We start from the raw sequence: 23,988 nt of genomic DNA on the forward strand, positions 1-23,988 counted from the left end.
GACCATGTATGCCTGGCGCGACCAGGCCAACTACAAGCCGGTGTTTGGCGCGCGCGAAAAAGTGGCCGTGACGGACATGATGGCGACCCTCGACGCCGAGCACATCCCCTACCGCTTACATCCGGACAGCGGCCAGGTGCTGGTGCCCGACGCCATGCTGGGCAAGGTGCGCATGCTGCTCGCCTCGAAAGGCGTGACGGCGCAGCTGCCGGCCGGCCTGGAGCTGATGGACAAGAATGACCCGCTGGGCGTCTCCCAATTCGTGCAGGACGTGCGCTTCCGCCGCGGCCTGGAAGGCGAACTTGCGCAAAGCATCATGACGATGGACGCGATCGCTTCGGCGCGTGTCCATCTGTCGATTGCCAAGTCGACCTCGTTTGTCGCCAGCGACGGCGACAAGTCGTCGGCTTCCGTCGTGGTGGCACTGAAACCGGGCCGCACCCTGGCGCCGGAACAGATCGCCGCCGTCATCAACATGGTGGCCGGCAGCGTCGCCAGCCTGGCGCCCACGCGCGTGAGCCTGGTCGACCAGGGCGGCAACCTGCTGTCCGCGCACATCGACCTGACGGACGGCTTCGACGCTTCGGCCGCCGGCAATGAAGGCGCGAAACGCTTCCAGGATGAAATCCGCCACAACGTCATGGGCTTGCTGGGTCCCGTCATCGGCGAAGACAACTTCAAGCTCAGCGTGACGGCCGCCGTGAACAACGACCGCGTCGACGAAACGCTGGAAAAATACGGCGAAGCCCCGAAAGTAACGAGCGAGGCGATGCGCGAAGAGCAGGAACGCAACCGCACCGTGGCCGGCATCCCCGGCAGCCTGTCGAACCGTCCGCCAGCAGCCGCCGTGCCGGCACCGGCCGACGCCGCCGGCGCAGCCCCTGCCGATGGCGCGCCGAAGCCGTCCGACGATGGCACGGCCCGCAAGAACGCCACCACGCGCCAGTACGCCTACGACCGCAGCATCACGCAGATCAAGCGCAGCCGTGGCCGCCTGGAAAAACTCAGTGTGGCCGTCGTCCTCAACAGCGCCGCCGCACCGAATCCGAAAACGGGCTGGACCCCTGCCGAACTGGGCAATATCGAAAAAATGCTGCGCAGCGGCCTGGGCATCAACGCCCAGCGCGGCGACAGCCTGAGCCTGACGGCGCTGGCCTTCCCCGCCAAGCCGCCTGTGGCGCAGTGGTGGGAAGAGCGCGATACCGTCGTCGACTTCAGCGGCTGGCTGCTGTACGCCCTGGGCGCCGTGCTCGGCTACTTCCTGATCCTGCGTCCGCTGCTGCGCCTGCTGACCTCGCGCCTGGCGCCGCCGCCACTGAAGCAGCTCGATCCAGCCCTGGCACTGGGCGGCAGCAACGCCGCCGCCGGCGCCAATGGCGCCGCCGCTGCCGGCGCGCCGGCCTTGGGCGTGAACGGCAGCCCGCTGGCGCTCGAAGGCGAAGCGGCCGCGCCTGGCAACATGCCGGTCGTGCCGCTGCTGGAAAACTATGATTTGCCGCCGCCAGGCTCGGCGGTCGACGTGATGGTCGACCACCTGAAAGTACTGGCGGAAAAAGAACCCGAGCGTGTCGCCGAAGTCGTCAAACAATGGATGCAGAAAAATGGCCGAACTCAACAACAATAATCCCTCCGACGGCGCCGAATACGAAAGCGTCAGCCTGAATCCCGTGGAACAGGCCGCCATCGTACTGCTGAGCATCGGCGAAGAACAGGCGGCCAACGTGCTGCGCTGCCTGTCGCGTGAAGAATTGCTGGAAGTCACGCAAGTGATGTCGCGCATGAGCGGCATCAAGGTCGAATCCGTGAAAACGGCCATGCAGACCTTCTTCGACGACTACCGCCAGCAAAGCGGCGTGCACGGCGCCTCGCGCAGCTACCTGAAGCGCTCGCTGGACATGGCGCTGGGCAGCGATATCGCGAATAGCGTGCTGAACAACATTTATGGCGACGCGATCCGTCCAAAAATGGCGCGCCTGCAGTGGGCCTCGCCAAAATGGCTGGCCGAATACATCGTCAACGAGCACGTGCAGATGCAAGCCGTGTTCCTGGCCTTCCTGCCGCCCGCGCTGGCTGGCCAGATCCTCGACGCCCTGCCCGCCGAAGGCCGCGACCTGGTCTTGCTGAACCTGGCGCGCCTGGACGAGATCGACCGCGACCTGCTGGTCGAGCTTGACGAACTGGTGGGCCGCTGCCTGGGCACGCTCGACACGCAAAGCACCAGCGTGGAAGGCATCCGCCAGGCCGCCGAGATTCTCAACCGCATGCCGGGCAACCGCGCCGCGCTGGTCGAACTGCTGCGCGCGCACGACCCGGACGTCGTCTCGGAAATCGAACTGAGCATGTACGACTTCCTGATCCTGGCCACGCAGAGCGATGTCACGCTCACGCGCATCCTGGAAGACGTGCCGATGGAACAGTGGGCCATCGCCCTCAAGGGCGCGGAACCGGCTATCCGCGACGCCGTGCTGAAAACCATGCCGCGCCGCCAGGCGCAGAGCTTCGAAGACATGATGCGCCGCTCCGGCCCCGTGCCGCTGTCGCGCATCGAACAGACGCGCCAGGAAATCATGGCCACCGTCAAGGGCCTCGCCGATGCGGGCGAGATCGAAGTGCAACTGTTTGCTGAAGCGGTGATCGAATGAAACACTTCCGCTCGTATCGTTTCCCGCCCCTGTCGCAATTCATCGCCGCCGGCCAGCGTGCCTCCAACGAGGACACGGATGGCCAGTGGCAGGCGTCCGTCTCGGAAGGCTTCGAGCAGGGCCAGCGCGACGGCTACGAAGTGGGCCTGGTGCAAGGCCAGCAGGATGGCTACGACACCGGACGCAACGATGGCATGGCGCAGGGCCGCGAAGAAGGCCGCAATGAAACCCTGGTGGCGCTGGACCGCCTGGCCCGCCCCGTCGACGCCATCTTGCGCGACCTGAAAAAAGTGCGCGCCGATTACCGCGAAGCGCAGCGCAAGGAAGTGGTCGACCTGGTGGCCAAGGTGGCGCGCCAGGTGATCCGTGCGGAACTGGCGCTGCAGCCGGTGCAATTGCTGGCCCTGGTCGACGAGACCCTGGCCTCGATGCCGCCCACGCGCGAGGAAATCGACGTCTTCCTCAATCCGGAAGAATTGAAACGCATCAGCGAACTCGATCCGAAGCGCGCCAAGCGCTGGAACCTGATCGCCGACGCGCGCCTCGACGCGGGCGAATGCCGCATCAAGGCGGGCGACAATGAGGTCGACGCGGGCTGCCATCAGCGCCTGTCGGCCTGCATGGAACAGGTCAGCAGCCACCTGGCGCTGGCCGCCGAACACGCGGATCAGGGCGCGCCTGCATGATCGCCGACACGCTGCGCAGTTTCGAGATCGGCGATATCCCGGTCGCGACCCCGACCGGCCGCCTGGTCGGCGCTTCCGGCCTGCTGCTGGAAAGCGCCGGCTGCCGTTTGCACACGGGCCAGCGTTGTCAGATTGAAACTGTGAGCGGCGAGTGGCTCGATGCGCAAGTCGTCGGTTTCCGCGAAAAACTGTCCTACCTGATGCCCTTCAAGAAAGCGACGGGACTGACCACCGGCGCGCGCGTGCTGCCCCTGCCCGACAAGGCCAGCCTGCAGATCGGCCCGTCGTGGCTGGGCCGCATGGTGAATGGCCTGGGCGAGCCGATCGACGACCTGGGCCGCCTCGGCGGCGAGCACGTCCTGGAAGTGACGCCACCGAAGATCAATCCCCTGAAGAAACAACCGGTTGTCGAGCCCCTGGACGTGGGCGTGCGCGCCATCAACAGCATGCTGACCCTGGGCAAGGGCCAGCGCGTGGGCCTGATGGCCGGTTCCGGCGTGGGCAAGAGCGTGCTGCTGGGCCTGATCACGCGCCAGACGGTGGCCGATGTCGTCGTCGTCGGCCTGATCGGCGAACGGGGCCGCGAAGTGCGCGAATTCGTGGAAAAGTCGCTCGGCGCCGAAGGTTTGAAGAAGGCCGTACTGGTGATCGCGCCTGCCGATGAATCGCCATTGATGCGCATCATGGCCACCGAACTGTGCCACTCGATCGCCGCCCATTACCGCGACCAGGGCAAGCACGTGCTGCTGCTGGTCGATTCGCTGACGCGCTATGCGATGGCCTTGCGCGAAGTGGCGCTGGCCCTGGGCGAGCCGCCAGCCACGCGCGGCTATCCGCCGTCGGTCTTCTCGAACTTGCCGCAACTGGTGGAAAGCGCCGGCAACGGCGCCCACCCGGAAGGCAGCATGAGCGCCATCTACACGGTGCTGGCCGAAGGCGATGACCAGCAGGACCCGGTGGTCGATACGGCGCGCGCGATTCTCGACGGCCACATCGTGCTCACGCGCGAACTGGCCGAGCGGGGCCACTACCCCGCCATCGACATCGCCGCCTCGATCAGCCGCTGCATGGCGCAGGTGATCACGCCCACGCACATGCAGGCGTCGCGCGCGCTGAAAGCGTCGATGGCGCGCCATGCGCGCGTGCGCGACCTGATCCCGCTGGGCGCCTATGTGCCCGGCGCCGATCCGATCACCGACCGCGCCGTGCAGCTGCACGCGCCCATCGAAGCCTTCCTGTGCCAGGGCACCAAGGAAGAAGCGCCGATGGGACCGTGCATCGAACAACTTGAACAGATCATGGCCTAGGAGCATACGTGAGCGACGCGCATACCATCCGCAACCTGACCACCCTGGTCGGCCTGCGCAGCACCGAAGTGGAACGCCTGCAAGGTGAAATGGCGGCGCAGACGGCCGTGCGCGAGCGCTACCAGAAAAACCTGGAGCGCCTGACGGGCCTGTACACGGATAGCGGCCCCAGCGGCGCCCTGCCCCTGGCCCTGTCCGTCAACTGCGGCAACTTCAAGCAGGCCGTCATGCAGATGGCCGACCAGCACCGTACCGACTTGCATTTGCACGAAGCCAACATGGCCGTTTCGCAGCGCGCCCTGAATACGGCCTGGGCCAAGCGCGAGGTGCTGGACCAGGTGCTGACGCAAAAACAAAAGCATGTTGCAAATGAGCAACACCGAGTCGACGCCAAGCGGCAAGACGAGCTTGCGACGCAATTCTGGTTCCGCGGGCAGGTAAAATGAGGTTTGTGTAAGTTTCTTTCAGGAAAACTTCACGAAACGGGAATGGGGGTCGCCTTGTACCGGTATATCCCTTTATTCAGGAGTCTGGCATGGCAAATGTAATTACCGCACCACGATACGATCCGCTGGTCACAGCACAACAACTGGCGACCAAAGCGGTGGCCGCGCAAAAGGCTGCCTTGGCGGCTCAGACGACACTTGCCAGCAATACCTCTAGCGCGCTGGGTAACCTGAAATCGGCCATCTCGGCATTCCAGCTGGCGATGTCGTCCATGACGTCGAGCAAATCGGTACTGAGCCAGTCCGCCACCTTCAGCAATACCGCGTATGGCAGCGGCACGGCCGGCATCAAGGCTGCACCGGGCAGCTACGCCTTCTTTGTCGAACAGCTGGCCACGGCCAGCCAGGCGTCGTATGGCGGCTTGAGCAGCACCATGCCGGCCAACGGCGGCAACATGACCATCCGCATCGGCGACCCGGCAGCGGCCGTGACCGCCGACAACGCCTTCGACATCGACCTGAGCGCCGCCAACAAGGATGGCGACGCCTACCTGACGCCGCAGGAAATCGCCGCCGCCATCAATGGCAACAGCAAGAATAATGCGCGCGTCACCGCTTCCGTCATCAATGTCGGCAACCAGGCGCAACTGGTGCTGACATCGAATCTCACCGGCGTCGCCAATGCCGTCTCGATCGACACCAATAGCGTGACGGATGCGGCGCTGAAGACAACGCTGCAGAGCGACATGAAAACCCTCGTGGCGCCCAAGGATGCCATCGTCTGGCTGGGCGCCCAGGGCACGGGCACCAAAATTACCCAGGCGTCGAATACCTTCACCAACGTGCCCGACGTGAAAATGACGTTCACCAAGGCCATGACGGCTGGCGAAAGCCCGGTTACCGTCACCGTCGGCACCGACAGTGCCGGCACCATTGCCAATGTGCAAGCGTTCGTCGACGCCTACAACAAGCTGAAAAGCGTGATGGATGGCCTGGCCAGTCCCGGCAATCCGGAGAAAGGTATCGCTGCCGGCATTTTTGCGCACGACTCCGGCCTGAACGCCCTGCGCTCGAGCATGGGCGATGCCTTGCGCCTGAACGTCGACGGCGTGTCGCTGGTGGCGTATGGCATTACCGCCCAGCGCGACGGCACGATCAGCCTGAATACGGCCAAGCTGACGGCCAAGCTGGCCGACAACCCTGCCGGCCTGGACAAACTGTTCGGCAACAACAGCCTGTCGGCCCCGGCCGGCGTGCTCGGCGGCCTGGACAAGGTGCTGGGACAGTGGAGCAATGTCACCAAAGGCCAGATCACCCAACGCCTGGCGGCGACGGACAAGTTGCAGAAAAGCCTGGCCCAGAGCAGCGAACGCCTGACGAACCAGTACAACACGGCTTACAGCCGCTTCCTGGACCAGTATTCGCGCCTGCAGGTATTGCAAGAGCAAATGACGCGCAATTCCGACATGTTCGATGCCATGTTTAATGACAGTAAATCCTAAGGCGGACGTGCCTGCCGCGCCGCCACAGTTAACATAGCGAGAAGATAATAATGTTGAACAATGAAGCTTACGGCAGTTACCACGCCGTCAACCTGGACTCCCAGACCGCCCGCGCCACACCGGTCGAACTGGTACTGGTGCTGACGGACGGCCTGCTGGAAGAACTGGCGCGCGCGCGCGGGCACATCGTGGGCAAGCGCTACGAGCAAAAGGCGATCAGCCTGGACAAGTGCACGCAAATCATCAACGGTTTGTCGAGCTCGCTCGATTTCGACAATGGCGGCGAAGTAGTCGTCAACCTGGCGCGCCTGTACGACTATTGCGTGGCGCGCCTGTACACGGCCGGCATCAAGCTCGACCCTACCCTGATCGACGAAGTGACGACCTTGATGACAACCATCAAGCGCGGCTGGGTGGGCGTCCAGGCCAACAATGCCTAGGCGCGCCGCGCTGCAGCAGCTGAGCCGGCAATTAAGCGCGGCGCTTGCGCAGCCGGACTGGGCGGCGATGGAACAACTGTCGGCCAGCCTGGCGAAAAACATCCCGTTGCTGGCCGAACGGGGCGCATGGAATGCGCAGGAACAAACAGAATTGTTGCATTTGCGCAAAATTCACGCGCAAGCGGTTAAAATTTGCTCTGAGGAAAAAGAACGCCTGGGTCAACACCTGGGTGCATTACAGGCAAATAAGGAAGGTTGGGTCGCCTACGCCGCGCTCGGCGAATACGACTCGGACGGGAATCAAGCATGATCATGAACTTCAACACGGCGCCGGCCGCTCCGGCACGGGCGGCTTCGGCAGCACCTGCACCAGCAGCGGCGCCAGCGCAGCCACAGGCCGCCGCTTTGCCCGGCACGCCCGGCTATGGCAGCAATGGCGCCGCCCCTTCCGCCCTGCCCCTGTTTGCGCAGGTGCTCGATGTGACGGGCGTGGAGACGGCCGACGCCGGCACGCCTGCGTCCGCGCCCGCGCCCGCCAAGGATGGCGATAGCGACAGCCAGGCCGACAGCAGCCTGCCAGCCATGGTCGCCCCCGTCATCGGCTTGCCGGTGACGATGCTGCCGCCAACGGATGCGGCCGCGGCCGAAGCGCGCGCCGCCGCCCAGGCGCAAACACAGACATCAGTGCAGGCGAACGTGGCGCAAGCCAACCCGGCACTCAACATCAGCCTGCATCCAGCGGCAATCACCATCACGGCACAGGGAACGGCGCAACCGGCAAGCCGCGATACGCGCGAACCGCTGGCCGCCGCCAACCCGGCCGCGCCCGCCAAGGGCAGCGCGCCGGCACAGCCGTTCGAATCGCTGCTGCAGCAAGGCGCGCCGGCAACAGCCGTCGCCGCCCCTGCTGCCGCGCGCGAAGGCGAACGCAGCGCCGCGACGCCGGCCCCAGCCACGCCCAATCCGGGTTTGACGGGCGCCATCGGCAATACGGCTGCGGCGGCGCCATCCGGCGACACCATCAAGCTCAACGGCCCTGCCCAGCAATGGCAGGAACCGCTGCGCGAAGCGCTGGGCGAACGCCTGCAGACGCAGATCGGCCGCAACAGCGAACACGCGACGATCCGCCTCGACCCGCCCATGCTGGGCCGCATTGAAATTTCCATCCGCCATACGGCCGGCGCGCTGCAAGTGAACGTCACGGCGTCGAACTCGGAAGTGTTGCGCCAGTTGCAAGGCATCGGCGAGAACATGCGCAGCGACCTGGCGCAGCGCCAGTACACCGAGGTCGCCGTCAATATCAGTGCCACCCCGCGCAGCCCCGCCGCCCAGGCGTTTGCCGAAGGCGATGCGCGCGGCCAGCGTCAACCGGGCCGCCAGCACGATGATGCCGAACCGGGCCGTGCCTTGTCCGATGGCAGCACTGCCAGTACCACTTACGCCATGCACGAGCGAGAGAGCGCCTGATGAATACGAAAATGAAACTGATCGCCGGCTTTGTCGCCGTGGCGGTGCTGGCCGCCGGCGCGGCTGGCGGCGCCATGTGGTATTTGGCCAAGCCGGTCGCAGGCCATGCCGATGTCGCCGAAGCAAAAGCCCCGCCGCCGCCCGCCACGGGCAAGAAGGCGCGCAAGTTCCTCACGCTCGACAAGGTCATCGTGATGCTGCGCCGCGGCCCTGGCGATGGCGAAACACATTACCTGTCGGCCGACCTGGTGATCGCCACCACCGAGGAAAAAGAAAAGCTGACCAAGGACCACTTGCCGCTGATGCGGTCGATCGCCGTCAGCACCCTGTCGAGCTTTCCGCTGGACAAGGCGCAGACAATGACCGTGGAACAGTATGCCGAGCAGATCAACAAGGCCTTCAACGTCAGCTACGAGCGCGAACAGATGGAAAAACCGTTCACCGAAGTCATGGTCGGCAAGCTGATCATTGAATAAGCCAACACGCCAGCCGACCTAGTGGGAGATCCCTTGGCCTATGTAGAGCAATACCAGGAAGCGTATGGCGCCGGCGAATATGCCGCCGCCAGCGCTTGCGCGGCCGTGCTCAGCGTTGCTGAAGAGCAACAACATCTGGTGGCGTACTCCCCGCTGGTGAAACGCATCGTGCGCCAGCTCAATTCGCAGGTGTCGGGCGCCATCGACCGCGACGACATGGAACAGATCGGCCTGATGGGGCTGCTCGAAGCCCTGCGCCGCTACGGCGTGCCGGACCAGTCTTTCGGCAGCTATGCCAGCCTGCGCATCCGCGGCGCCATCCTCGATGAACTGCGGCGCCAGGACTGGCGTCCGCGCGCCGTGCGCCAGGAAAGCCACCGCCTGCGCGACAGCGTGCGCGCCCTGACCCGCCGCCTGGGGCGCGAGCCGCTGGACGCGGAAATCATGGCCGCCCTGAAGCTGACGCCGGAAGCCTTCCAGGAATACCAACTGGCGGAAAACGCCGAGCTGATCGCCAGTTTCGACGAAGTGCTGCAGGAAAGCCTGGGACAGGCCGACAGCGCACCAAGCCCGGAAGAACAATTGATGGTGCGGCGCAGCCTGGAGCAAGCCTTGCGCGCGCTGGACGAACGCGAGCAGCGCGTGATCCAGATGTATTACGAATTCGAACTGAGCTACAAAGAAATAGCCGCCGTGCTGGACCTGAGCGACGCCCGCGTCTGCCAGCTCAACAAGACGGCACTGGGCAAGATGAAAGCCATGCTGCAAGACGCATAAGTTTCACTATCCATCAAATTGACGCAGCACAATGACGCAGAAAGGCAGTTGACATGGTAATTATCGGTATCTTAATCGTGATGGGGTGTGTATTCGGAGGTTTCGCCCTGATGGGCGGCACCGTCCACGCGATCTGGCAACCGGTCGAGCTGATCATCATCATCGGCGCCGCCGTCGGCGCCCTGGTGCTGGGCAACCCCAAGCATGTACTTGGGGAAATGCTGCATCAGATGCGCAAGATCGTCACGCACAAGAAGCAAGGCTCGGAATTCCAGCGCCAGTTGCTGCTGCTGATGTATGAACTGCTGCAAACGGCCGCCGGCGGCCTGAAGGCGCTCGACGCCCACGTCGAGGCGCCGCGCGAAAGCGCCCTGTTCCAGCGCTATCCGCTGGTGCTGGAAGAGCCGAAGCTGCTGGCCTTCATCGTCGACAACTTCCGTTTGATGGCGATGGGCAAGATCAACGCGCATGAACTCGAAGGCGTGCTGGAGCAGGAACTGGAAGCCATCCACGACGAATTGCTGCAACCGTCGAAATCCTTGCACAAGATCGCCGAAGCCATGCCCGGCTTCGGTATTCTGGCCGCCGTGCTCGGCATCGTGATGGCCATGAATTCCGTGGCCGACGGCGCCGATGCGGCGGAAATTTCGGAAAAAGTGGGCGCTGCCATGGTCGGCACCTTCATCGGCATCTTCTTCTGCTACGGCGTGCTCGATCCGATGTGCAACATGATGAAGCAGTTGGTGGGCGAGGAAGGCTCGACCATGGAATGCGTGAAGGTCGTGCTGGTCACGCACGTGGCGGGCAAGCCGCCGCTGCTGGCCATCGATGCGGGCCGCCGTCTGGTGCAGCTGAACATCAAGCCGAGCTTCGCCCAGCTGGAAAGCTGGATCAATGCGCTGGAAGATGGCGGCGCCGAACAAGAGCAAGGCCAAGGCCGGGGAGGCCGCCGTGCTAAAGCCGCATGAGAAACATGAACAGGCCATCATCAAGCGTGCCGGACGCAAGCATGACGACGATGGCCATGGCGGCGCCTGGAAAGTAGCGTTCGCCGACTTTTGCCTGGCCCTGCTGTCGCTGTTCCTCGTGCTGTGGCTGATGGCCGCGCGCGAGCAGCAGGCGATGAAGGAAATCATGATGGATGCGTCGGCCAGCAGCCGCCAGGGCGAAGGCCAGGGCGTCATGCCGGAACAGAGCGGCGGTCCGCGTGGCAGCCTCATCGAGCGCTTCCCCATGCCCCGCAAGGGCTCGGGCGACACGCGCACGGAAGGCAAGCAGACGCAGGAAGGCAAGGCCGGCGCCGCGCCGCAAAACCAGACCAAGGTCAGCTACCAGTCGCCGGAAGACTTGCTGTCGCTGTCGCGCGCGCTCGACAAGCTCAGCGATGAAGCGGGACTGAAGAGCAACCTGCAATCCGTGATCACGCCGTACGGCTTGCGCGTCATGTTGCATGATACGGACAAGCAAGGCATGTTCGTGCGCGGCAGCGCCGTACCGACGGACCGTTTCCGCAAGCTGCTGCGCCAGATGGGTCCTGTGTTTGCGCAAATGGAAAACCAGATGCTGATCGTCGGCCACACGGACTCGATGCAATACGCCAATACCGGCTATGAAGGCTTTTCGAACTGGACCCTGTCGGCCAACCGCGCCATGTCGGCGCGCGCGCAATTGCTGATCGGCAGCATGAGTCCGGACAGCGTGCTGCAAGTGGTGGGCATGGCCGACCGCGCGCCGCTGGACGTAAAAAATGCCAGCGCCGGCATCAACCGCCGCATCGAACTGTTAATATTGACGCGTGGCCAGGCCGACAGTATCGCCGCCATGTTCGGCATGGCCGGGCAAAAGCCGCAAGGCGACGAGCTGCAAGTGGGTGAACCGGACTCCGGTACCCTGCAACGCCTGCGCGATAAACTGGGCCTGCCCGCAAAGAAAGATCGGGACGAGCATGCAAATTAAGGGCAAGGGACAACGTATGAAAATCTCCTCCGGCAATACCGGTGCTGCCGTGCGCAGCAGCGCCGTCGCGCCTGCCGAGGCGATCGCCGAGAACGCCGGCGCCTCGGGCGCCATGGGTGGCTCGTCGGCCGGGGCGGAACTGCAATCGGCCGTGCTGCAACCGGCCATGGCCGCCCTGCGCGCCATGCCCGAGATCGACCACGAGCGCGTGGCCATGCTGCGCGATGCGCTGGCCAAGGGCGAATTGCCGTTCGATCCATCGAAGCTGGCGGGCTTGATCCAGCGTTTCCACGGCGGCGAATCGTGACCGCGCCACGCAAGGGCATCACGCGCCAGGAAGCCGTGCGCCGCGTGCTGCAAGGCATGGCGGACGACCGTGCCGGCTATGCCGCCCTGCAAACCTTATTGGAAGAGCAATTCCAGGCCACCCTGCACCACCAGAGCGCCCGGCTGACCGCGCTGGCCGACCAGGTGGTCGCCGCCGTCGAACCGCTCGATGCGCGCCGCCGGCAACGGGTCAGCCTCGTCACTGCCCTGCTGGGCCCGCAAGGCGATATGGCGCAATTGTTTGCACTGTTGCAAGAAGGCGCGCGTACGACCGCCCAGCGCGACTGGACCGCGCTGGAACAGATGGTACTCGAATGCAAGCGCCTGAATACCCGCAACAGCGATTTATTAACAGAGCAGTACAGCATCATGCAGCGCGTGCTGCATGGCGAGGAAGATACGTATGCGCCAGGCTGATTTCCTGACCACCCGCGCCACGGCGGCGACCCCATCGACGGCGGCCACATCGGCCGTGCAGAGCAATATGCGCGCGACCGATGCCACCAGCTCCAACGGCAGCTTCAGCAGCGTATTCCGGCAGGTGCAGGGCGAAGTGGTCCGCTTCATCGAACAGGGCGGCGGCAGCGCCACCAGCCTGAGTCCGCAAGGACGCGCCTACCTGGAGCAGAGCCAGCCCGTGAATGTGCTGGGCAGCATCAACCAGGGCGGAGAAATCGGCGAAACGCAGCAGCAATTCCTCGCCTCGATCAAGCCGTGGACGCAAGAAACGGGTACCCGCCTGGGCGTGGCGCCGGAAATCGTCGCCGCCCACGCGGCGCTGGAATCGGGCTGGGGCCAGCGTCCGCTGCGCCAGGGCACGGGCGCGGACACGAATAATCTGTTCGGCATCAAGGCCGGCGGGAAATGGCAGGGCGACGTGGCCAGCAACGTCACCACCGAATACGAAGCGGGCAGTGGCACGGCCCTGAAGAAAACCGAGCGCTTCCGCAGCTACCCGGACCAGGCCAGCGCCTTCCGCGACTATGCGCAAGTCTTGCTCGACAACCCGCGCTACCGCGCCGCCCTGAACACGGGCGCCGATGCGGGCGCCTTCGCGCAGGGTTTGGCGCGTGGCGGCTATGCCACCGATCCCAACTACGCCGCCAAGCTGACGCAGCTGGCGACGCGTCTGCAGCGCACGGCCGCCGCGGACTGATCTTCCTTAACGGCCGGCAATATCGGCCGGTTCCACCACGCCCGCATCGACCACTCTGGCACGTATCACCGTGCCGCTGGTGGCGTTGCGCACGCGGATCACCTCGCCCAGCGCGCCCGGGTCCATCGCTTCGCCGGCCATGCTCACCTCCACCTGTTCCTTGCGCGCCACGATATTGACGGCACTGCCCCGCTTGACCAGCACGGGCGACGCCAGTTGTCCTTGCCGCAACACTTCGCCGGCACGCAAGCTGCGCCGGCTCGACAGGCCAACGGCGCCGGACAAGGCGGAAATACTGTCCGGCACCATCGTCACGTCGCGCCGCGCCAACGTCACGTCGCCCGATTGCAGCGGCGTATTGGCCGTCACGGGCACGCTGGTGACGGCCACCTGGGCCGTGATGCCGCCGCGCGCCAGCATTTCGTAACGCCATCCGTTGCTTCCAGGACACACCGCGACAAAGCGCATGCGCTGCGCCGAGCGGCTGTCCGCCGTTTCCAGCGCGACGGGCGCCGCGCACGCGGGCACGGGGCGCGCGCTTTTCACGACGGTCACTTGAAACTGCGGTTCCAGCAATCCCGCCGAGGCTGCCTGCTGCGCCAGCTGCTCGCGCGCCAACTGTTCCACACGTGAAAATATATTGTCGGCTGGCAATTCTGCGCGACCTGCACTACTATATAGGCTGGCCAATAAAAAGATGCCTGGAAGCAGTATTTGACGACATTGCGCCTTGTTCCACATCACGGAATAGTTCTCAAAGTAAATCATTGCTAACCTTAATCAAAGATACTGAAGCGGCATGACCTTACCATGCGTCAACATGACCAGGCTGGGATTTTACCTCTGCACCAACTATTTTCTGGCCCGAACCGCAAAAAGCACGATCGAATTCAATACAAAGGATGACCATGGGGATTAATTTCAAGGATGCGCTGGGCGTGCACGCCGATGCACTCGCGCTGCGTGCCGACCGTACCCGCGTGTTGGCGGCCAACATCGCCAATGAAAACACGCCCGGCTTCCAGGCCATGGACATGGATTTCGGCAGCGCCCTGCAGCAGTTGCAGGATAACGAAGCGGGCCTGCTGTCGACCGATGACGATGCCAGCGCCCTGTACCGCGTGCCCTACCACCCCAGCCGCGACGGCAATACCGTTGAAATCGGCGTCGAGCAGGCGGCGTTCTCGCAGAATGCCACCGACTTCCAGACCAGCCTCACTTTCGTCAACATGAAACTGAAGGGTCTGTCCAAGGCCATTTCCGGACAATAAGGATCAGCATGAGCTTCCAGGATATTTCCAAGATCGCCGGTTCGGCGATGGCGGCGCAAACCGTGCGCCTCAATACCATCGCCAGCAACCTGGCCAATGCCGATTCCGTTGCCGGTTCCGAAGGCGAAACCTATCGCGCGCGCAAACCCGTGTTTGCGGCCGTGATGGATGGCCCCGGCGCCAGCGGCGCGGGCGGGCGCGTACAGGTGCTCGACGTGGTGCAAAGCGACGAGCCGCTGCGCAAGGTGTACGAACCGGGCCACCCGATGGCCAATGCCGATGGCATGGTGTTCTATCCCAACGTCAATCAGGTTGCCGAGATGACCGACATGATGTCGGCCTCGCGCGCCTTTGAAACCAATGTCGAAGTTCTGGGCCGCATCAAGTCGATGCAGCAATCGCTCCTCAAATTAGGTGAAGCATAATCCATGGAAACCAATCTCTTTACAAATAACACCAGCGGCAGCAACAGTAACAGCAACGGCAATGCCGTCAAGTCGCAAAGCAATGCCACCCAGGACATGTTCACCAAATTGCTGGTCGCCCAGATCAAGAACCAGGATCCGCTCGCGCCGACCGACCCGAGCCAGTTCGTCAATCAATTGACGCAGCAGGCGCAGACGGAAGCGATGCAGAACCTGGCGTCGCTGACCAGCGCCAATGCCAGCGTGCTGCAATCGATGCAGGTGCTGGCCCTGGGCGCGCAAGTGGGTTCCGAAGTGATGGTCAACAGCGAAACGGTGCAGCTCGACAAGAGCAAGGTCAGCGGCAGTATCGCGCTGGCGGCCAGCACCACCAAGACCACGGTGACCCTGAAAGGCCTGGACGACAAGGAATACAAGATCGAGCTGGGGCCCCAAGGTGCAGGCACCGTGCCGTTCGCCATCGATCCAGCGGCCCTGGGCTTGCCTGCCGGTACCTACAGCATAAAGGTCAGCACCAGCGGCGCCGAAAAACCGACGGTCGACATCGCAGGCAAGCTCAACAGCGTACGCCTGTCGTCCGGCGGCAGCATGATCCTGAGCGTGTCGAACCTGGGCGAAGTCAACCCTGGCGCGATCACCGGTTTTAACGGCAAGACGGCCTGATCCGCCCTTCCCTTCGTTTCCAGCACACTAATCTCGTCCTTCACTAAAGGAAGTCAACATGAGTTTCGACATCGCCCTGTCCGGTATCCAGTCCATCAACCAGCAGTTGAACAGCACCAGTAACAATATCGCCAATGCCAGCACCTACGGCTTCAAGAGCAGCCGCGCCAACTTTTCCGCCATGTACGCCGGTTCGCGCGCGACAGGCACGGAAATCGGCTCGCTGACGCAAAGCATGTCGCTCAATGGCGGCGTACTGAACACGGGCCGCGCGCTCGACGCGGCCATCGACGGCCGCGGCTACTTCGTCTCGCGCGATGCGCAAAACACCATGAGCTACAGCCGGGTCGGCATTTTCTCGGCCAGCAACAGTGGCTACCTGGTCGATTCGAACGGCAAGATGGTGCAAGGCTATGCCGCGATCAAGGGCAGCACCACCCTGGGCACCATGGGCGACATGCAGATTCCGACGGGCCAGATTCCCGCCGTGGCGACGACCAAGCTCGCGTATGCCGCCAATATGTCGTCCGAATGGACCATCAAGGCTGTGCCCTTCAACAAGACCAATGAACTGAGCTACAACAGCGGCAAGTCCTCGATCGTCTACGATTCGCTGGGTGCGAAGCACTCGCTGGGCCAGTACTTCGTCAAGACGGCGACGGGCGTGGACGTCCACTACACCTTCGACAACGCCGATGTGACACCGGTGACGAGCATGACGTTCGACACATCGGGCAAGCTGGTGACCGGCACGTCCGCCGCGCCAGTGCTGCCGACGCCGGCTGGCGCGGCGCCGTTGTCCGTCGCCATCGACTACACGGGCACCACCCAGTTCGCCGGCGAAGCGACGACCTCGACCGACCGCGCCGACGGCTATGCCTCGGGCACCTACATGGGCGTGGAACTGGCCGAGGACGGTTCCGTCGTGGCGAAATACACGAACGGCCAAAAGCAGAGCATTGGGGTGATCGCCCTGGCCACCTTCCCCGACGAAGGCGCGCTGACTGCCGTCAACGATACCAGCTGGGTCACCTCGACCACTTCCGGCACCGCCATGTATGACCGCCCGGGCGTCGGCATGACCGGCAAACTGGTGACGAGCTCGCTGGAACAGTCGAACGTCGACATCACCTCCGAACTGGTGGGCCTGATGACGTCGCAGCGTAATTACCAGGCCAACTCGAAGGTCATCTCGACCGAGAACGCCATGCTGCAATCGCTGATGCAAGCGCTGTAATCCACGATACGCAAAGGTAAAGAGCAATGGATGCGCTGATTTATACCGCCATGAGCGGGGCCGACCGAGCCCTGCGGGCACAGCAGGTACACGCCAACAACCTGGCCAATATCGAGACGGGCGGCTTTCGCGCCAATCTGGAAGTGTCCACTGCCCAGCCGCTGCAAAACGGCTATGGCTACGACGACCGCCACATGACGCAGACGCAGTCGAGCGCCGTCGGCACGCGCACGGGCGCCATCAAGGAAACGGGACGCGAGCTCGACGTGGCCGTGACGGGCCCCGGCTTTCTCGCGGTGCAATGGCAAAACGGCGAAGCCTACACGCGCGCCGGCGCCATGGACCTCGATGAAACGGGCGCGCTGACCATCAACGGCCGGCCCGTGCTGGGCGAAGGCGGCCCCATCACGATTCCCGAGCACACCAGCCTGTCGATCGGCGCCGATGGCACGATTTCCATCCAGGTGCCGGGGACGGCGCAAATGCAGACCGTCGACAAGCTCAAGCTGGTCAACGCGGAAGCGGGCGAGCTGACGAAGAACGAGGCAGGTCTGATTGTGGCGCGCAGCGGCGAAGACTTGCAGGCCGACCCGGCGGTGCGCCTGCGCGACCGCCACCTGGAAGGCAGCAACGTCTCGGCCGTCGAGGAAATGGTCGCCACCATGAGCCTGAACCGCAGTTTCGAGATGCAGATGAAAATTTTCAAGGCCAGCGACGCGATGACTGAGTCCGGCAACCGCCTGCTGGGCGCCTAAGCCCAACGCCAACCAATTACCAGGAGCAAACCATGAATCCAGCAATGTGGATCAGCAAGACCGGCGTGCAGGCACAAGATGCCAAACTGCAAGCCATCGCGAATAACCTGGCCAACGTCAATACCGTTGGCTTCAAGCGCGACCGCGTCGTCTTCGAAGACCTGTTTTACCAGGTCGAGCAGCAGCCGGGCACGCAGCGCGCCGACAATACCCTCTCGCCATCGGGCGTACAGCTGGGTAACGGCACCCACATGGTGGGCACGCAAAAGGTATTTACCACCGGCAGCCTGCAAACGACGAGCCGCGAATTCGACGTTGCCATCACCGGCAACGGCTTCTTGCAAGTGCTGCGCCCGAACGGCGAAGCGGCCTACACGCGCGCCGGCCAGTTGGGCATCAATGAAAACGGCGTGATGGTCAACGCCCAGGGCTTGCCGCTGGTGCCGCAGATCACCGTGCCGAACAATGCCACGGCGATCACCATCGGTGAAAACGGCATGGTCACGGCCACCGTGCCGGGCAATGTCAACGGCACCCAGCTGGGCCAGCTGAACCTGTCCAGCTTCATCAACCCGACGGGCCTGCTGGCACTCGGTGAAAACCTGTTCCAGGAAACGGCATCGAGCGGCACGCCGACGGAAGGCCGTCCCGGCGAAGGCGCCCTGGGCAAGCTGAAACAGTTTGCGCTGGAAGGCTCGAACGTCCAGGTGGTCGAAGAGATGGTCGACATGATCGCTGCCCAGCGCACCTATGAAATGAACACCAAGGTGCTGTCGGCCGCCGACAATATGCTGCAATACCTGGCGCAAGCGGCACGCTGATGACGGTCGCCATGAAAGCCACGGCAGCCATGCTGCTGGTGTTGATGGCCGGTTGCGCCAGCCAGCCTGCCGCGCCGGTGGCGCCCAGCTTTTCCGATACGCCGTTGCCCGTGGCGCCGCGCAGCGCTGCGCGCGGCGGCGTGGGCGGCGGCGTTTTCAATCCCGACGCGGGCCTGGACCTGATCTCGGACAGCCGCGCCTTCCGCGTCGGCGACGTCGTCACGGTGGCCCTGCAGGAAACCACGCAGGCCAGCAAGAAGGCTGGCACCTCGTTCAACAAGGGCTCGTCCGTCGGCGTGAATGCGGCCAACATCCTCGGCAAGACCTTCCCCAAGACCGGCATCGACCTGTCGGCCGACCGCAACTTCGCCGGCGACTCGACCAGCACGCAGCAAAATGCGCTGTCCGGCGCCATCACCGTGATCGTGCAGGAAGTGCTGCCGAACGGCTTGCTGCGCGTGCAGGGCGAGAAAACGCTGACCCTGAACCAGGGCGAGGAATTCGTGCGCCTGCGCGGCTACCTGCGCGCGGCCGACATCGATTCGAACAACCAGGTCTCGTCCTTGCGCATCGCCAATGCACAGATCGCCTATTCCGGCCAGGGCACCCTGGCCGAAGCCAATACACCAGGCTGGCTGACGCGCTTCTTCGTCGGCCCATGGATGCCGTTTTAAGGTGACCTCATGAAATTTCGTTCCGCCCTGCCCCTGGCAGCCATGCTGGCCGTGCTCTCCGGCTTTGCCCTGCCCGCCAGCGCCGCGCAAGTGTTGCGCAACCTGGTCAGCATCGAGGGCGTGCGCGACAATCCGCTGGTCGGCTATGGTCTCGTCGTGGGCCTGAACGGCAGTGGCGACACCACGCAGGTGAAGTTTTCCAGCCAGTCCGTGGTCAACATGCTCAAGCAGTTCGGCGTGAAGATGCCGGACGGCGCTGAAGCGAAAAGCAAGAACGTCGCCACCGTCATGGTCAGCGCCGTATTTCCACCAGGATACCGCCGTGGCCAGGCCATCGACGTCACCGTCTCGTCGCTGGGCGATGCGAAAAGCTTGCGCGGCGGCACCTTGCTGCTGACGCAGCTGCGCGCGGCCGACAATGAAACGTATGCTCTGGCGCAAGGCAACGTGGTCGTCGGCGGCTTGAACGCCACCGGCAAGAGCGGCTCGTCCGTCACCGTCAACACGCCCACTTCGGGCCGCATTCCCAACGGCGCCAACATCGAGCGCGAAATCCTCAGCGATTTCTCGACCAAGCCGACCGTCACCCTGAACTTGCGCCACCCGCATTTCGAGACGGCCATCAATATCGTCGAAGCCGTCAACCGCCGCTTTGGCGCCGTCGCCACCACGCGCGACGCCACCAGCGTGGAAGTGCTGGCGCCGGAAAATCCGACCCAGCGCGTGGCCTTCATGGCCAAGCTCGAAGCGCTCTCCGTCGATGTGGGCGTCGATACGCCGAAAGTGGTGTTCAATTCGCGCACCGGCACCGTGGTCATCGCCGAGGGCTTGCGCGTGAAGGCGGCCGCCGTCACGCACGGCTCGCTGAAAGTGGTCATTTCGGAAAGCTCGGCAGTGAGCCAGCCGGCGCCGTTCGGCCGCGGCCAGACCACCGTCACGCCGCAATCGAAGGTGTCCGTCGACCAGGGCAACGGCAATATGTTCAAATGGCCGGCCGGCGCCAAGCTGCAATCGATTATCGACGTCGTCAACAGCCTGGGCGCTTCGCCCGATGACATCATGGCAATTTTACAAGCCCTCGACCAGGCAGGCGCCATCGAAGGCGAACTGGTGGTGATCTGATGCTTAATATCAACGATAGCAGCAGCGCCCTGCCTTCGGCGCTCGACGACCGCTCCCCGGCGGCGGCCGCGCCGGCCGATCCCCGCTATGCGGCCAAGGCTACCGAGGCGGCCGTCAAGTTCGAAGCCTTCTTCATCTCGCACATGCTGCGCCAGATGCGCTCGGGCACGCGCGAGATGGCGGGCGAAGACAGCGTCTTCAAGGACCCCGTCAACAGCGACATGCTGGAAATGGCCGACAACCTGGTGGCCGACAAGATGGCCGGCCAGCGCGCTTTCGGCATTGCCGACGCCATCCTGCGCCAGCTGCTGCCGGCGGCCGGCGCCCCCGTGGCGGCCAAAAGCGCTGTCAAGACCGACAATATTGCAGCGCCGCTTAATAAATCCGTCTGAAGCGTCGCCTGTACCAGGTAACAACGATTCACTGCCTGCCCACCCGCACGCGCCACACTCTTCACGAAAGAAACTTGCCCAATGAGCATCATCAGCAATGCATTGTCAGGCAGCATCGCCGCCCAGGCCGCACTCAATGCGGCCAGCCAGAACATCGCCAACCTGCAAACGGCGGGCTACACGCGCCAGGGCGTGCTGTTGTCTTCGCTTGGCGCCGGCGTGGGCGTGCGCTCGGCCGGCAATGGCGTGGAAGTGTCCGCCCTGCTGCGTTTTGCCGATGCCTATAAAAGCCAGCAAATGTGGCGCGCCGCGTCCGACCAGGGCGCCCGTTCGCAGACCCAGCCTTACCTGACCCAGCTCGAGCGCGTGATGGGCGACGATGTCTCCAGCATCAGCAACGGCATCGACGGCTTTTTCGCCGCCCTGAATGCCTCGGCCGTCGACCCGACGTCGACGCCACTGCGCCAGCAGATCGTCACCTCCGCCGATGCCATGGCGCAGCGCTTCAACAGCATCAGCACCGTCATGAGCAACCAGCTGCTGTCGCTACAGCAGCAACGCTCAGCGATCGTGCCGCAAGCCAATACCACCCTGGCCAATATCGCCGCGCTGAACCAGCGCATCAGCACCTCCACGGCGTCGGGCACGAATGTGTCGTCGCTGATGGATGCGCGCGACCAGCTGATCGATGGCCTGGCCTCGCAAATGGGCATCGAGGTGCTCGACCAGCCGGACGGCTCGCGCAATGTCTCGCTGAAGTCGGGCCAGCCGCTGGTCATCGGCAGCATGGCCGGCACCCTGAGCAGCAACATGACGAACACCGGTGAACAAATCCTGAGCCTCGATTTCGCCAAGTCGTCGTACGTCCTCGATCCGGTGGCCATCGGCGGCCAGATGGGCGGCCTGGGCGAGTTCGAGCAAAATACCCTGAAACCGCTGCAGCAGTCGCTGCAAGACATGGCCACCCAGCTCACCAGCAAGATCAACGCGCAGCTGGCACTGGGCAAAACCATGACCGGCACGGCCGGCGGCCCCCTGCTGGCCTACGCGAATGGCAAGCTGAGCATTACACCCGGCTTCAACGCCAAGGACCTGGCCCTGTCGCTGACGGGTGCGGCCGGCGACAGCGGCAACTTGCAGAAATTGATCGAGATCAAGAATCAACCGATCACCGTCAGCTGGGTGGGTTCTGTCCTGATGAGCGACGCGGACACGCAGCTGGTCGGCAAGCTGGGTATCTACAGCCAGCAAAACCAGTCCTTGCTGAAGACGGCCAACACGGTGCGCTCGCAAGCGATCGACGACTGGAAATCGACCAGCGGCGTGAACAAGGACGAAGAAGCGATGAGCCTGGTCGAGTTCCAGAATATGTATCAAGCAAACATGAAAGTCATTTCCGTGGCAAATACCTTGTTTGACGCCACTTTGCAAATGATGGGTTAAGGAGAAGATCATGCGTGTCGCCAGTAGCCAGTACCAATCGCTGATCAATATTTCGCTTCAGCAAAATCAGGAACGCATCAACTTCCTGACCCAGCAAATGTCGTCGGGCTTGCGCATCCAGCTGCCATCGGACGATCCGATCGGCAACGTGCGCATTTCGCGCCTGACGCGCGAGCAAGCCATGGTCACCCAGTACAAGGACAATATCGCCACGGTGAAAGTGCGCCTGCTGAAAAACGAAAACTACCTGTCGAGCATGGTCACCGACATGGGCCAGGCGCGCGATCTGCTGGTATGGGCCGCCGACGGCAGCAACACGCCCGGCGACCTGAATGCGATGACGCAATCGCTGACGGCCATGCGCGACAGCGTGCTGTACACGGCGAACCTGAAGGACCAGGAAGGCCGCTACATGTTTTCCGGCACGGCCACCGACCAGGCCGCCATCAAATACGACCCGGCGGCAACCATGGGCTCGCGCTACAGCTACGTCGGCAATACCGATACGCAGACCGTGGTGGTGGGCAATGGCGTGACGCAGGCGGCCAACGTCGACGTGAAGAACCTGGACGTGTGGCTCAACAAGATCGACCAGGTTATCAGCACCCTCAGCGCGCCGGGCGTCAACCCCAACGATCCGGCCGTGCGCGCCATCGTCAGCGACGGCCTCGGCGGCACAGATGATGGCATGGATTTGCTCTCCGGCAAGATCGCCATCTTCGGCGGCGCGCAAAACATCCTCACGACGCTCTCCGGCAACCTGGCCAATGTGTCGCTGTCGAACGACATGGCCCTGTCCGATTTGAAAAAGACCGATATGGGCGCGGCAGCCATTGAACTGACCGGCTACCAGACGGCCCTGCAGGCAACCTATAAAGCCTACGCCAAGGTTGGCACCATTTCCCTGTTTGATCTTCTCTGACCATCATGCAAATCGTTCAGACCTCCTCCTCTTCCGGCGTCAATGCCAAAGGCGCGGGCACCGCCCGCGTCGTCGATGACGCGTCCGCCGCCATCAACGGCAGCGCCAGCGCGCGCAGCGAGGCGCCAGCGGCGAAGAGGTCGACGGCGAGCCTGCAGCGTGGCCTGAGCAACTGGGATCACCAGTTGCAGGGAGAGATTTCCAACGCACAACAAACACTCGACTATCTGGAACGCAGCAGCAGCCAGCTGCAAGCGCTGAAAAGCGAACTGGCGGCCAAGCTGGCCGCGCGCCAAGGCCGCGAAGGGCAAGTCGAGGCCAGAGTACGCCAGTTCAGCAATACCTGGCGCCAGCGCGCCAGCGCCTCGGGCGGCACGCTCGACGCACAGCTCGCCTATACCAGCCCGCAGGCGGCACAGCAGAACTTCAGCATCCGCGGCCTGACCATGGCCAGCCTGCAGGAAGGCCCGCAGGAAGTGCTGGCGTTTTCCGTCGGCGGCGCGAACCAGTCCTTGCGCTCGGTCAATATCGAGCCTGGCCTGAGCGCGAATGAAATCGTCTCGCGCTTCGACCGCGCCCTGATGCCATCGGGCATCGGCGTCAAACTGGGCGAGAATGGCGAACTGGTGTTCAGCACGCAGGAAGCGGCCTGGGCCAACGTGCGCGACAGCCTGTCCGTGCGCGGCAGCGGCATCCGCTATCCGACCGGCCAGATGAGCCGCGTGCGCACGGATGCGGAACCGGCCGCCATCGCCCCGGAAGAATGGAGTACCGGCGACGTGGAAGCCCTGCGCGCCACCTTGCAGCAAGTGGTGCAGGCGCTGGCGCAGTTGCAGGCGGCGCGCAGTTCCGTCAGCCTGGCCCTGGCGCAAGCGACGGGACGGGTCGCCCGCGCGCAACCGGTGCAAGTGAACGTCAGCATGGATGCCTTGGCGGAAAACTTCACGCAAAAGGCCAGCGAGCCCGGCTATGAATCGCTGCTGGCGATCAGCTCGGCATTGGTCGGCATCAGCCGCGAGCGCGTCGTCGCCCTGCTTGGCCTGGAATAACCGCTTCCCGCGCGTACGCCGCCCTGGCGCAC

At 63.7% G+C, this 23,988-nt stretch carries 29 protein-coding genes; 28 read left to right on the forward strand and 1 reads right to left on the reverse strand.

What is annotated here, in order from left to right; all coding sequences use genetic code 11:
* The 16 genes from fliF to GYK42_RS26475 all read left to right on the forward strand — a co-directional run.
* The coding region (gene fliF, locus GYK42_RS26400; protein ID WP_166449915.1) for a flagellar basal-body MS-ring/collar protein FliF at positions 1-1,624 on the forward strand (1,624 nt) is incomplete at its 5' end.
* Positions 1,602-2,642, forward strand: a complete 1,041-nt coding sequence (locus tag GYK42_RS26405) for a flagellar motor switch protein FliG (RefSeq protein WP_046684910.1) — start codon at positions 1,602-1,604, stop codon at positions 2,640-2,642. The genes fliF and GYK42_RS26405, both read left to right, overlap by 23 nt.
* Complete coding sequence (gene fliH, locus GYK42_RS26410; protein WP_034787861.1) at positions 2,639-3,328, forward strand: flagellar assembly protein FliH; 690 nt, start codon at positions 2,639-2,641, stop codon at positions 3,326-3,328. The genes GYK42_RS26405 and fliH overlap by 4 nt, the downstream gene beginning before the upstream one ends.
* Positions 3,325-4,635, forward strand: a complete 1,311-nt coding sequence (gene fliI / locus GYK42_RS26415; RefSeq protein WP_046684909.1) for a flagellar protein export ATPase FliI — start codon at positions 3,325-3,327, stop codon at positions 4,633-4,635. The genes fliH and fliI overlap by 4 nt, the downstream gene beginning before the upstream one ends.
* An 8-nt stretch (positions 4,636-4,643) precedes the next feature.
* Positions 4,644-5,081, forward strand: coding sequence for a flagellar export protein FliJ (locus tag GYK42_RS26420; RefSeq protein ID WP_046684908.1), 438 nt, complete (start codon positions 4,644-4,646; stop codon positions 5,079-5,081).
* Positions 5,082-5,170: 89 nt separating this feature from the next.
* The gene (fliD, locus tag GYK42_RS26425; RefSeq protein WP_166449916.1) at positions 5,171-6,583 is read left to right on the forward strand and encodes a flagellar filament capping protein FliD; all 1,413 of its coding nucleotides are present in this window, start codon (positions 5,171-5,173) and stop codon (positions 6,581-6,583) included.
* Positions 6,584-6,633: 50 nt separating this feature from the next.
* Positions 6,634-7,023, forward strand: coding sequence for a flagellar export chaperone FliS (gene fliS / locus GYK42_RS26430; RefSeq protein WP_034757830.1), 390 nt, complete (start codon positions 6,634-6,636; stop codon positions 7,021-7,023).
* On the forward strand, positions 7,016-7,333 hold the full coding sequence (locus GYK42_RS26435) for a hypothetical protein (RefSeq protein WP_058048061.1): 318 nt from the start codon (positions 7,016-7,018) through the stop codon (positions 7,331-7,333). Before fliS ends, GYK42_RS26435 begins: the two co-directional genes overlap by 8 nt.
* Positions 7,330-8,490 carry a flagellar hook-length control protein FliK gene (locus GYK42_RS26440; RefSeq protein WP_166449917.1) on the forward strand — a complete coding sequence of 387 codons (1,161 nt, stop codon included), beginning with the start codon at positions 7,330-7,332 and terminating at the stop codon, positions 8,488-8,490. The genes GYK42_RS26435 and GYK42_RS26440 overlap by 4 nt, the downstream gene beginning before the upstream one ends.
* Positions 8,490-8,966 (forward strand): flagellar basal body-associated FliL family protein, encoded by a 477-nt coding sequence (locus GYK42_RS26445; protein WP_046684904.1) that lies wholly within the window; start codon positions 8,490-8,492, stop codon positions 8,964-8,966. The genes GYK42_RS26440 and GYK42_RS26445 overlap by 1 nt, the downstream gene beginning before the upstream one ends.
* A gap of 33 nt (positions 8,967-8,999) precedes the next feature.
* Positions 9,000-9,743, forward strand: a complete 744-nt coding sequence (locus GYK42_RS26450; RefSeq protein WP_046684903.1) for a FliA/WhiG family RNA polymerase sigma factor — start codon at positions 9,000-9,002, stop codon at positions 9,741-9,743.
* 53 nt (positions 9,744-9,796) lie between these two features.
* Positions 9,797-10,711 carry a flagellar motor stator protein MotA gene (motA, locus tag GYK42_RS26455; protein ID WP_034757817.1) on the forward strand — a complete coding sequence of 305 codons (915 nt, stop codon included), beginning with the start codon at positions 9,797-9,799 and terminating at the stop codon, positions 10,709-10,711.
* The gene (locus tag GYK42_RS26460) at positions 10,638-11,699 is read left to right on the forward strand and encodes a flagellar motor protein MotB (protein WP_046684902.1); all 1,062 of its coding nucleotides are present in this window, start codon (positions 10,638-10,640) and stop codon (positions 11,697-11,699) included. The genes motA and GYK42_RS26460 overlap by 74 nt, the downstream gene beginning before the upstream one ends.
* Before the next feature lie 16 nt (positions 11,700-11,715).
* Positions 11,716-12,006 carry a flagellar biosynthesis anti-sigma factor FlgM gene (flgM, locus tag GYK42_RS26465; RefSeq protein ID WP_166449918.1) on the forward strand — a complete coding sequence of 97 codons (291 nt, stop codon included), beginning with the start codon at positions 11,716-11,718 and terminating at the stop codon, positions 12,004-12,006.
* On the forward strand, positions 12,003-12,443 hold the full coding sequence (flgN, locus tag GYK42_RS26470; protein ID WP_166449919.1) for a flagellar export chaperone FlgN: 441 nt from the start codon (positions 12,003-12,005) through the stop codon (positions 12,441-12,443). The genes flgM and flgN overlap by 4 nt, the downstream gene beginning before the upstream one ends.
* Positions 12,430-13,182 (forward strand): glycoside hydrolase family 73 protein, encoded by a 753-nt coding sequence (locus GYK42_RS26475; protein WP_166449920.1) that lies wholly within the window; start codon positions 12,430-12,432, stop codon positions 13,180-13,182. Before flgN ends, GYK42_RS26475 begins: the two co-directional genes overlap by 14 nt.
* A gap of 6 nt (positions 13,183-13,188) precedes the next feature.
* Here the strand turns inward: GYK42_RS26475 and flgA are convergent, their stop codons facing one another.
* Positions 13,189-13,809, reverse strand: coding sequence for a flagellar basal body P-ring formation chaperone FlgA (gene flgA / locus GYK42_RS26480; protein ID WP_346768166.1), 621 nt, complete (start codon positions 13,807-13,809; stop codon positions 13,189-13,191).
* Positions 13,810-14,090: 281 nt separating this feature from the next.
* On the opposite strand from flgA, the gene flgB reads away from it, so the two are divergent.
* From flgB to GYK42_RS26540, 12 genes are all read left to right on the forward strand, one after another.
* Positions 14,091-14,453, forward strand: coding sequence for a flagellar basal body rod protein FlgB (gene flgB / locus GYK42_RS26485; protein WP_034758109.1), 363 nt, complete (start codon positions 14,091-14,093; stop codon positions 14,451-14,453).
* An 8-nt stretch (positions 14,454-14,461) separates the two neighbouring features.
* Entirely contained in the window at positions 14,462-14,878 is a 417-nt protein-coding gene (flgC, locus tag GYK42_RS26490) for a flagellar basal body rod protein FlgC (RefSeq protein WP_034757795.1), read from the forward strand.
* Positions 14,879-14,881: 3 nt separating this feature from the next.
* A complete protein-coding gene (locus GYK42_RS26495; RefSeq protein ID WP_166449922.1) occupies positions 14,882-15,541 on the forward strand; it encodes a flagellar hook capping FlgD N-terminal domain-containing protein in 660 nt (219 codons plus the stop codon).
* A 58-nt stretch (positions 15,542-15,599) separates the two neighbouring features.
* The gene (locus GYK42_RS26500; RefSeq protein WP_166449923.1) at positions 15,600-16,778 is read left to right on the forward strand and encodes a flagellar hook protein FlgE; all 1,179 of its coding nucleotides are present in this window, start codon (positions 15,600-15,602) and stop codon (positions 16,776-16,778) included.
* A gap of 26 nt (positions 16,779-16,804) precedes the next feature.
* Positions 16,805-17,533, forward strand: coding sequence for a flagellar basal body rod protein FlgF (locus GYK42_RS26505; protein ID WP_046684898.1), 729 nt, complete (start codon positions 16,805-16,807; stop codon positions 17,531-17,533).
* A 32-nt stretch (positions 17,534-17,565) separates the two neighbouring features.
* Entirely contained in the window at positions 17,566-18,354 is a 789-nt protein-coding gene (flgG, locus tag GYK42_RS26510; RefSeq protein WP_167389655.1) for a flagellar basal-body rod protein FlgG, read from the forward strand.
* A gap of 11 nt (positions 18,355-18,365) precedes the next feature.
* Positions 18,366-19,028, forward strand: a complete 663-nt coding sequence (gene flgH / locus GYK42_RS26515; RefSeq protein WP_046685514.1) for a flagellar basal body L-ring protein FlgH — start codon at positions 18,366-18,368, stop codon at positions 19,026-19,028.
* 9 nt (positions 19,029-19,037) lie between these two features.
* Positions 19,038-20,150 (forward strand): flagellar basal body P-ring protein FlgI, encoded by a 1,113-nt coding sequence (locus tag GYK42_RS26520; RefSeq protein ID WP_046684896.1) that lies wholly within the window; start codon positions 19,038-19,040, stop codon positions 20,148-20,150.
* A complete protein-coding gene (locus GYK42_RS26525) occupies positions 20,150-20,542 on the forward strand; it encodes a rod-binding protein (protein ID WP_046684895.1) in 393 nt (130 codons plus the stop codon). The genes GYK42_RS26520 and GYK42_RS26525 overlap by 1 nt, the downstream gene beginning before the upstream one ends.
* An 81-nt stretch (positions 20,543-20,623) precedes the next feature.
* Positions 20,624-21,985: a flagellar hook-associated protein FlgK gene (gene flgK / locus GYK42_RS26530; RefSeq protein WP_046684894.1), complete on the forward strand. Its 1,362-nt coding sequence runs from the start codon at positions 20,624-20,626 to the stop codon at positions 21,983-21,985.
* 10 nt (positions 21,986-21,995) lie between these two features.
* Positions 21,996-22,907 carry a flagellar hook-associated protein FlgL gene (flgL, locus tag GYK42_RS26535; RefSeq protein ID WP_166449924.1) on the forward strand — a complete coding sequence of 304 codons (912 nt, stop codon included), beginning with the start codon at positions 21,996-21,998 and terminating at the stop codon, positions 22,905-22,907.
* A 5-nt stretch (positions 22,908-22,912) separates the two neighbouring features.
* Positions 22,913-23,956 carry a hypothetical protein gene (locus GYK42_RS26540; RefSeq protein WP_240943851.1) on the forward strand — a complete coding sequence of 348 codons (1,044 nt, stop codon included), beginning with the start codon at positions 22,913-22,915 and terminating at the stop codon, positions 23,954-23,956.
* Positions 23,957-23,988 lie beyond the last annotated feature (32 nt).

The sequence above is a fragment of the Janthinobacterium lividum genome, assembly GCF_011601275.1.
Classification (GTDB): Bacteria; Pseudomonadota; Gammaproteobacteria; order Burkholderiales; family Burkholderiaceae_D; genus Janthinobacterium; species Janthinobacterium lividum_E.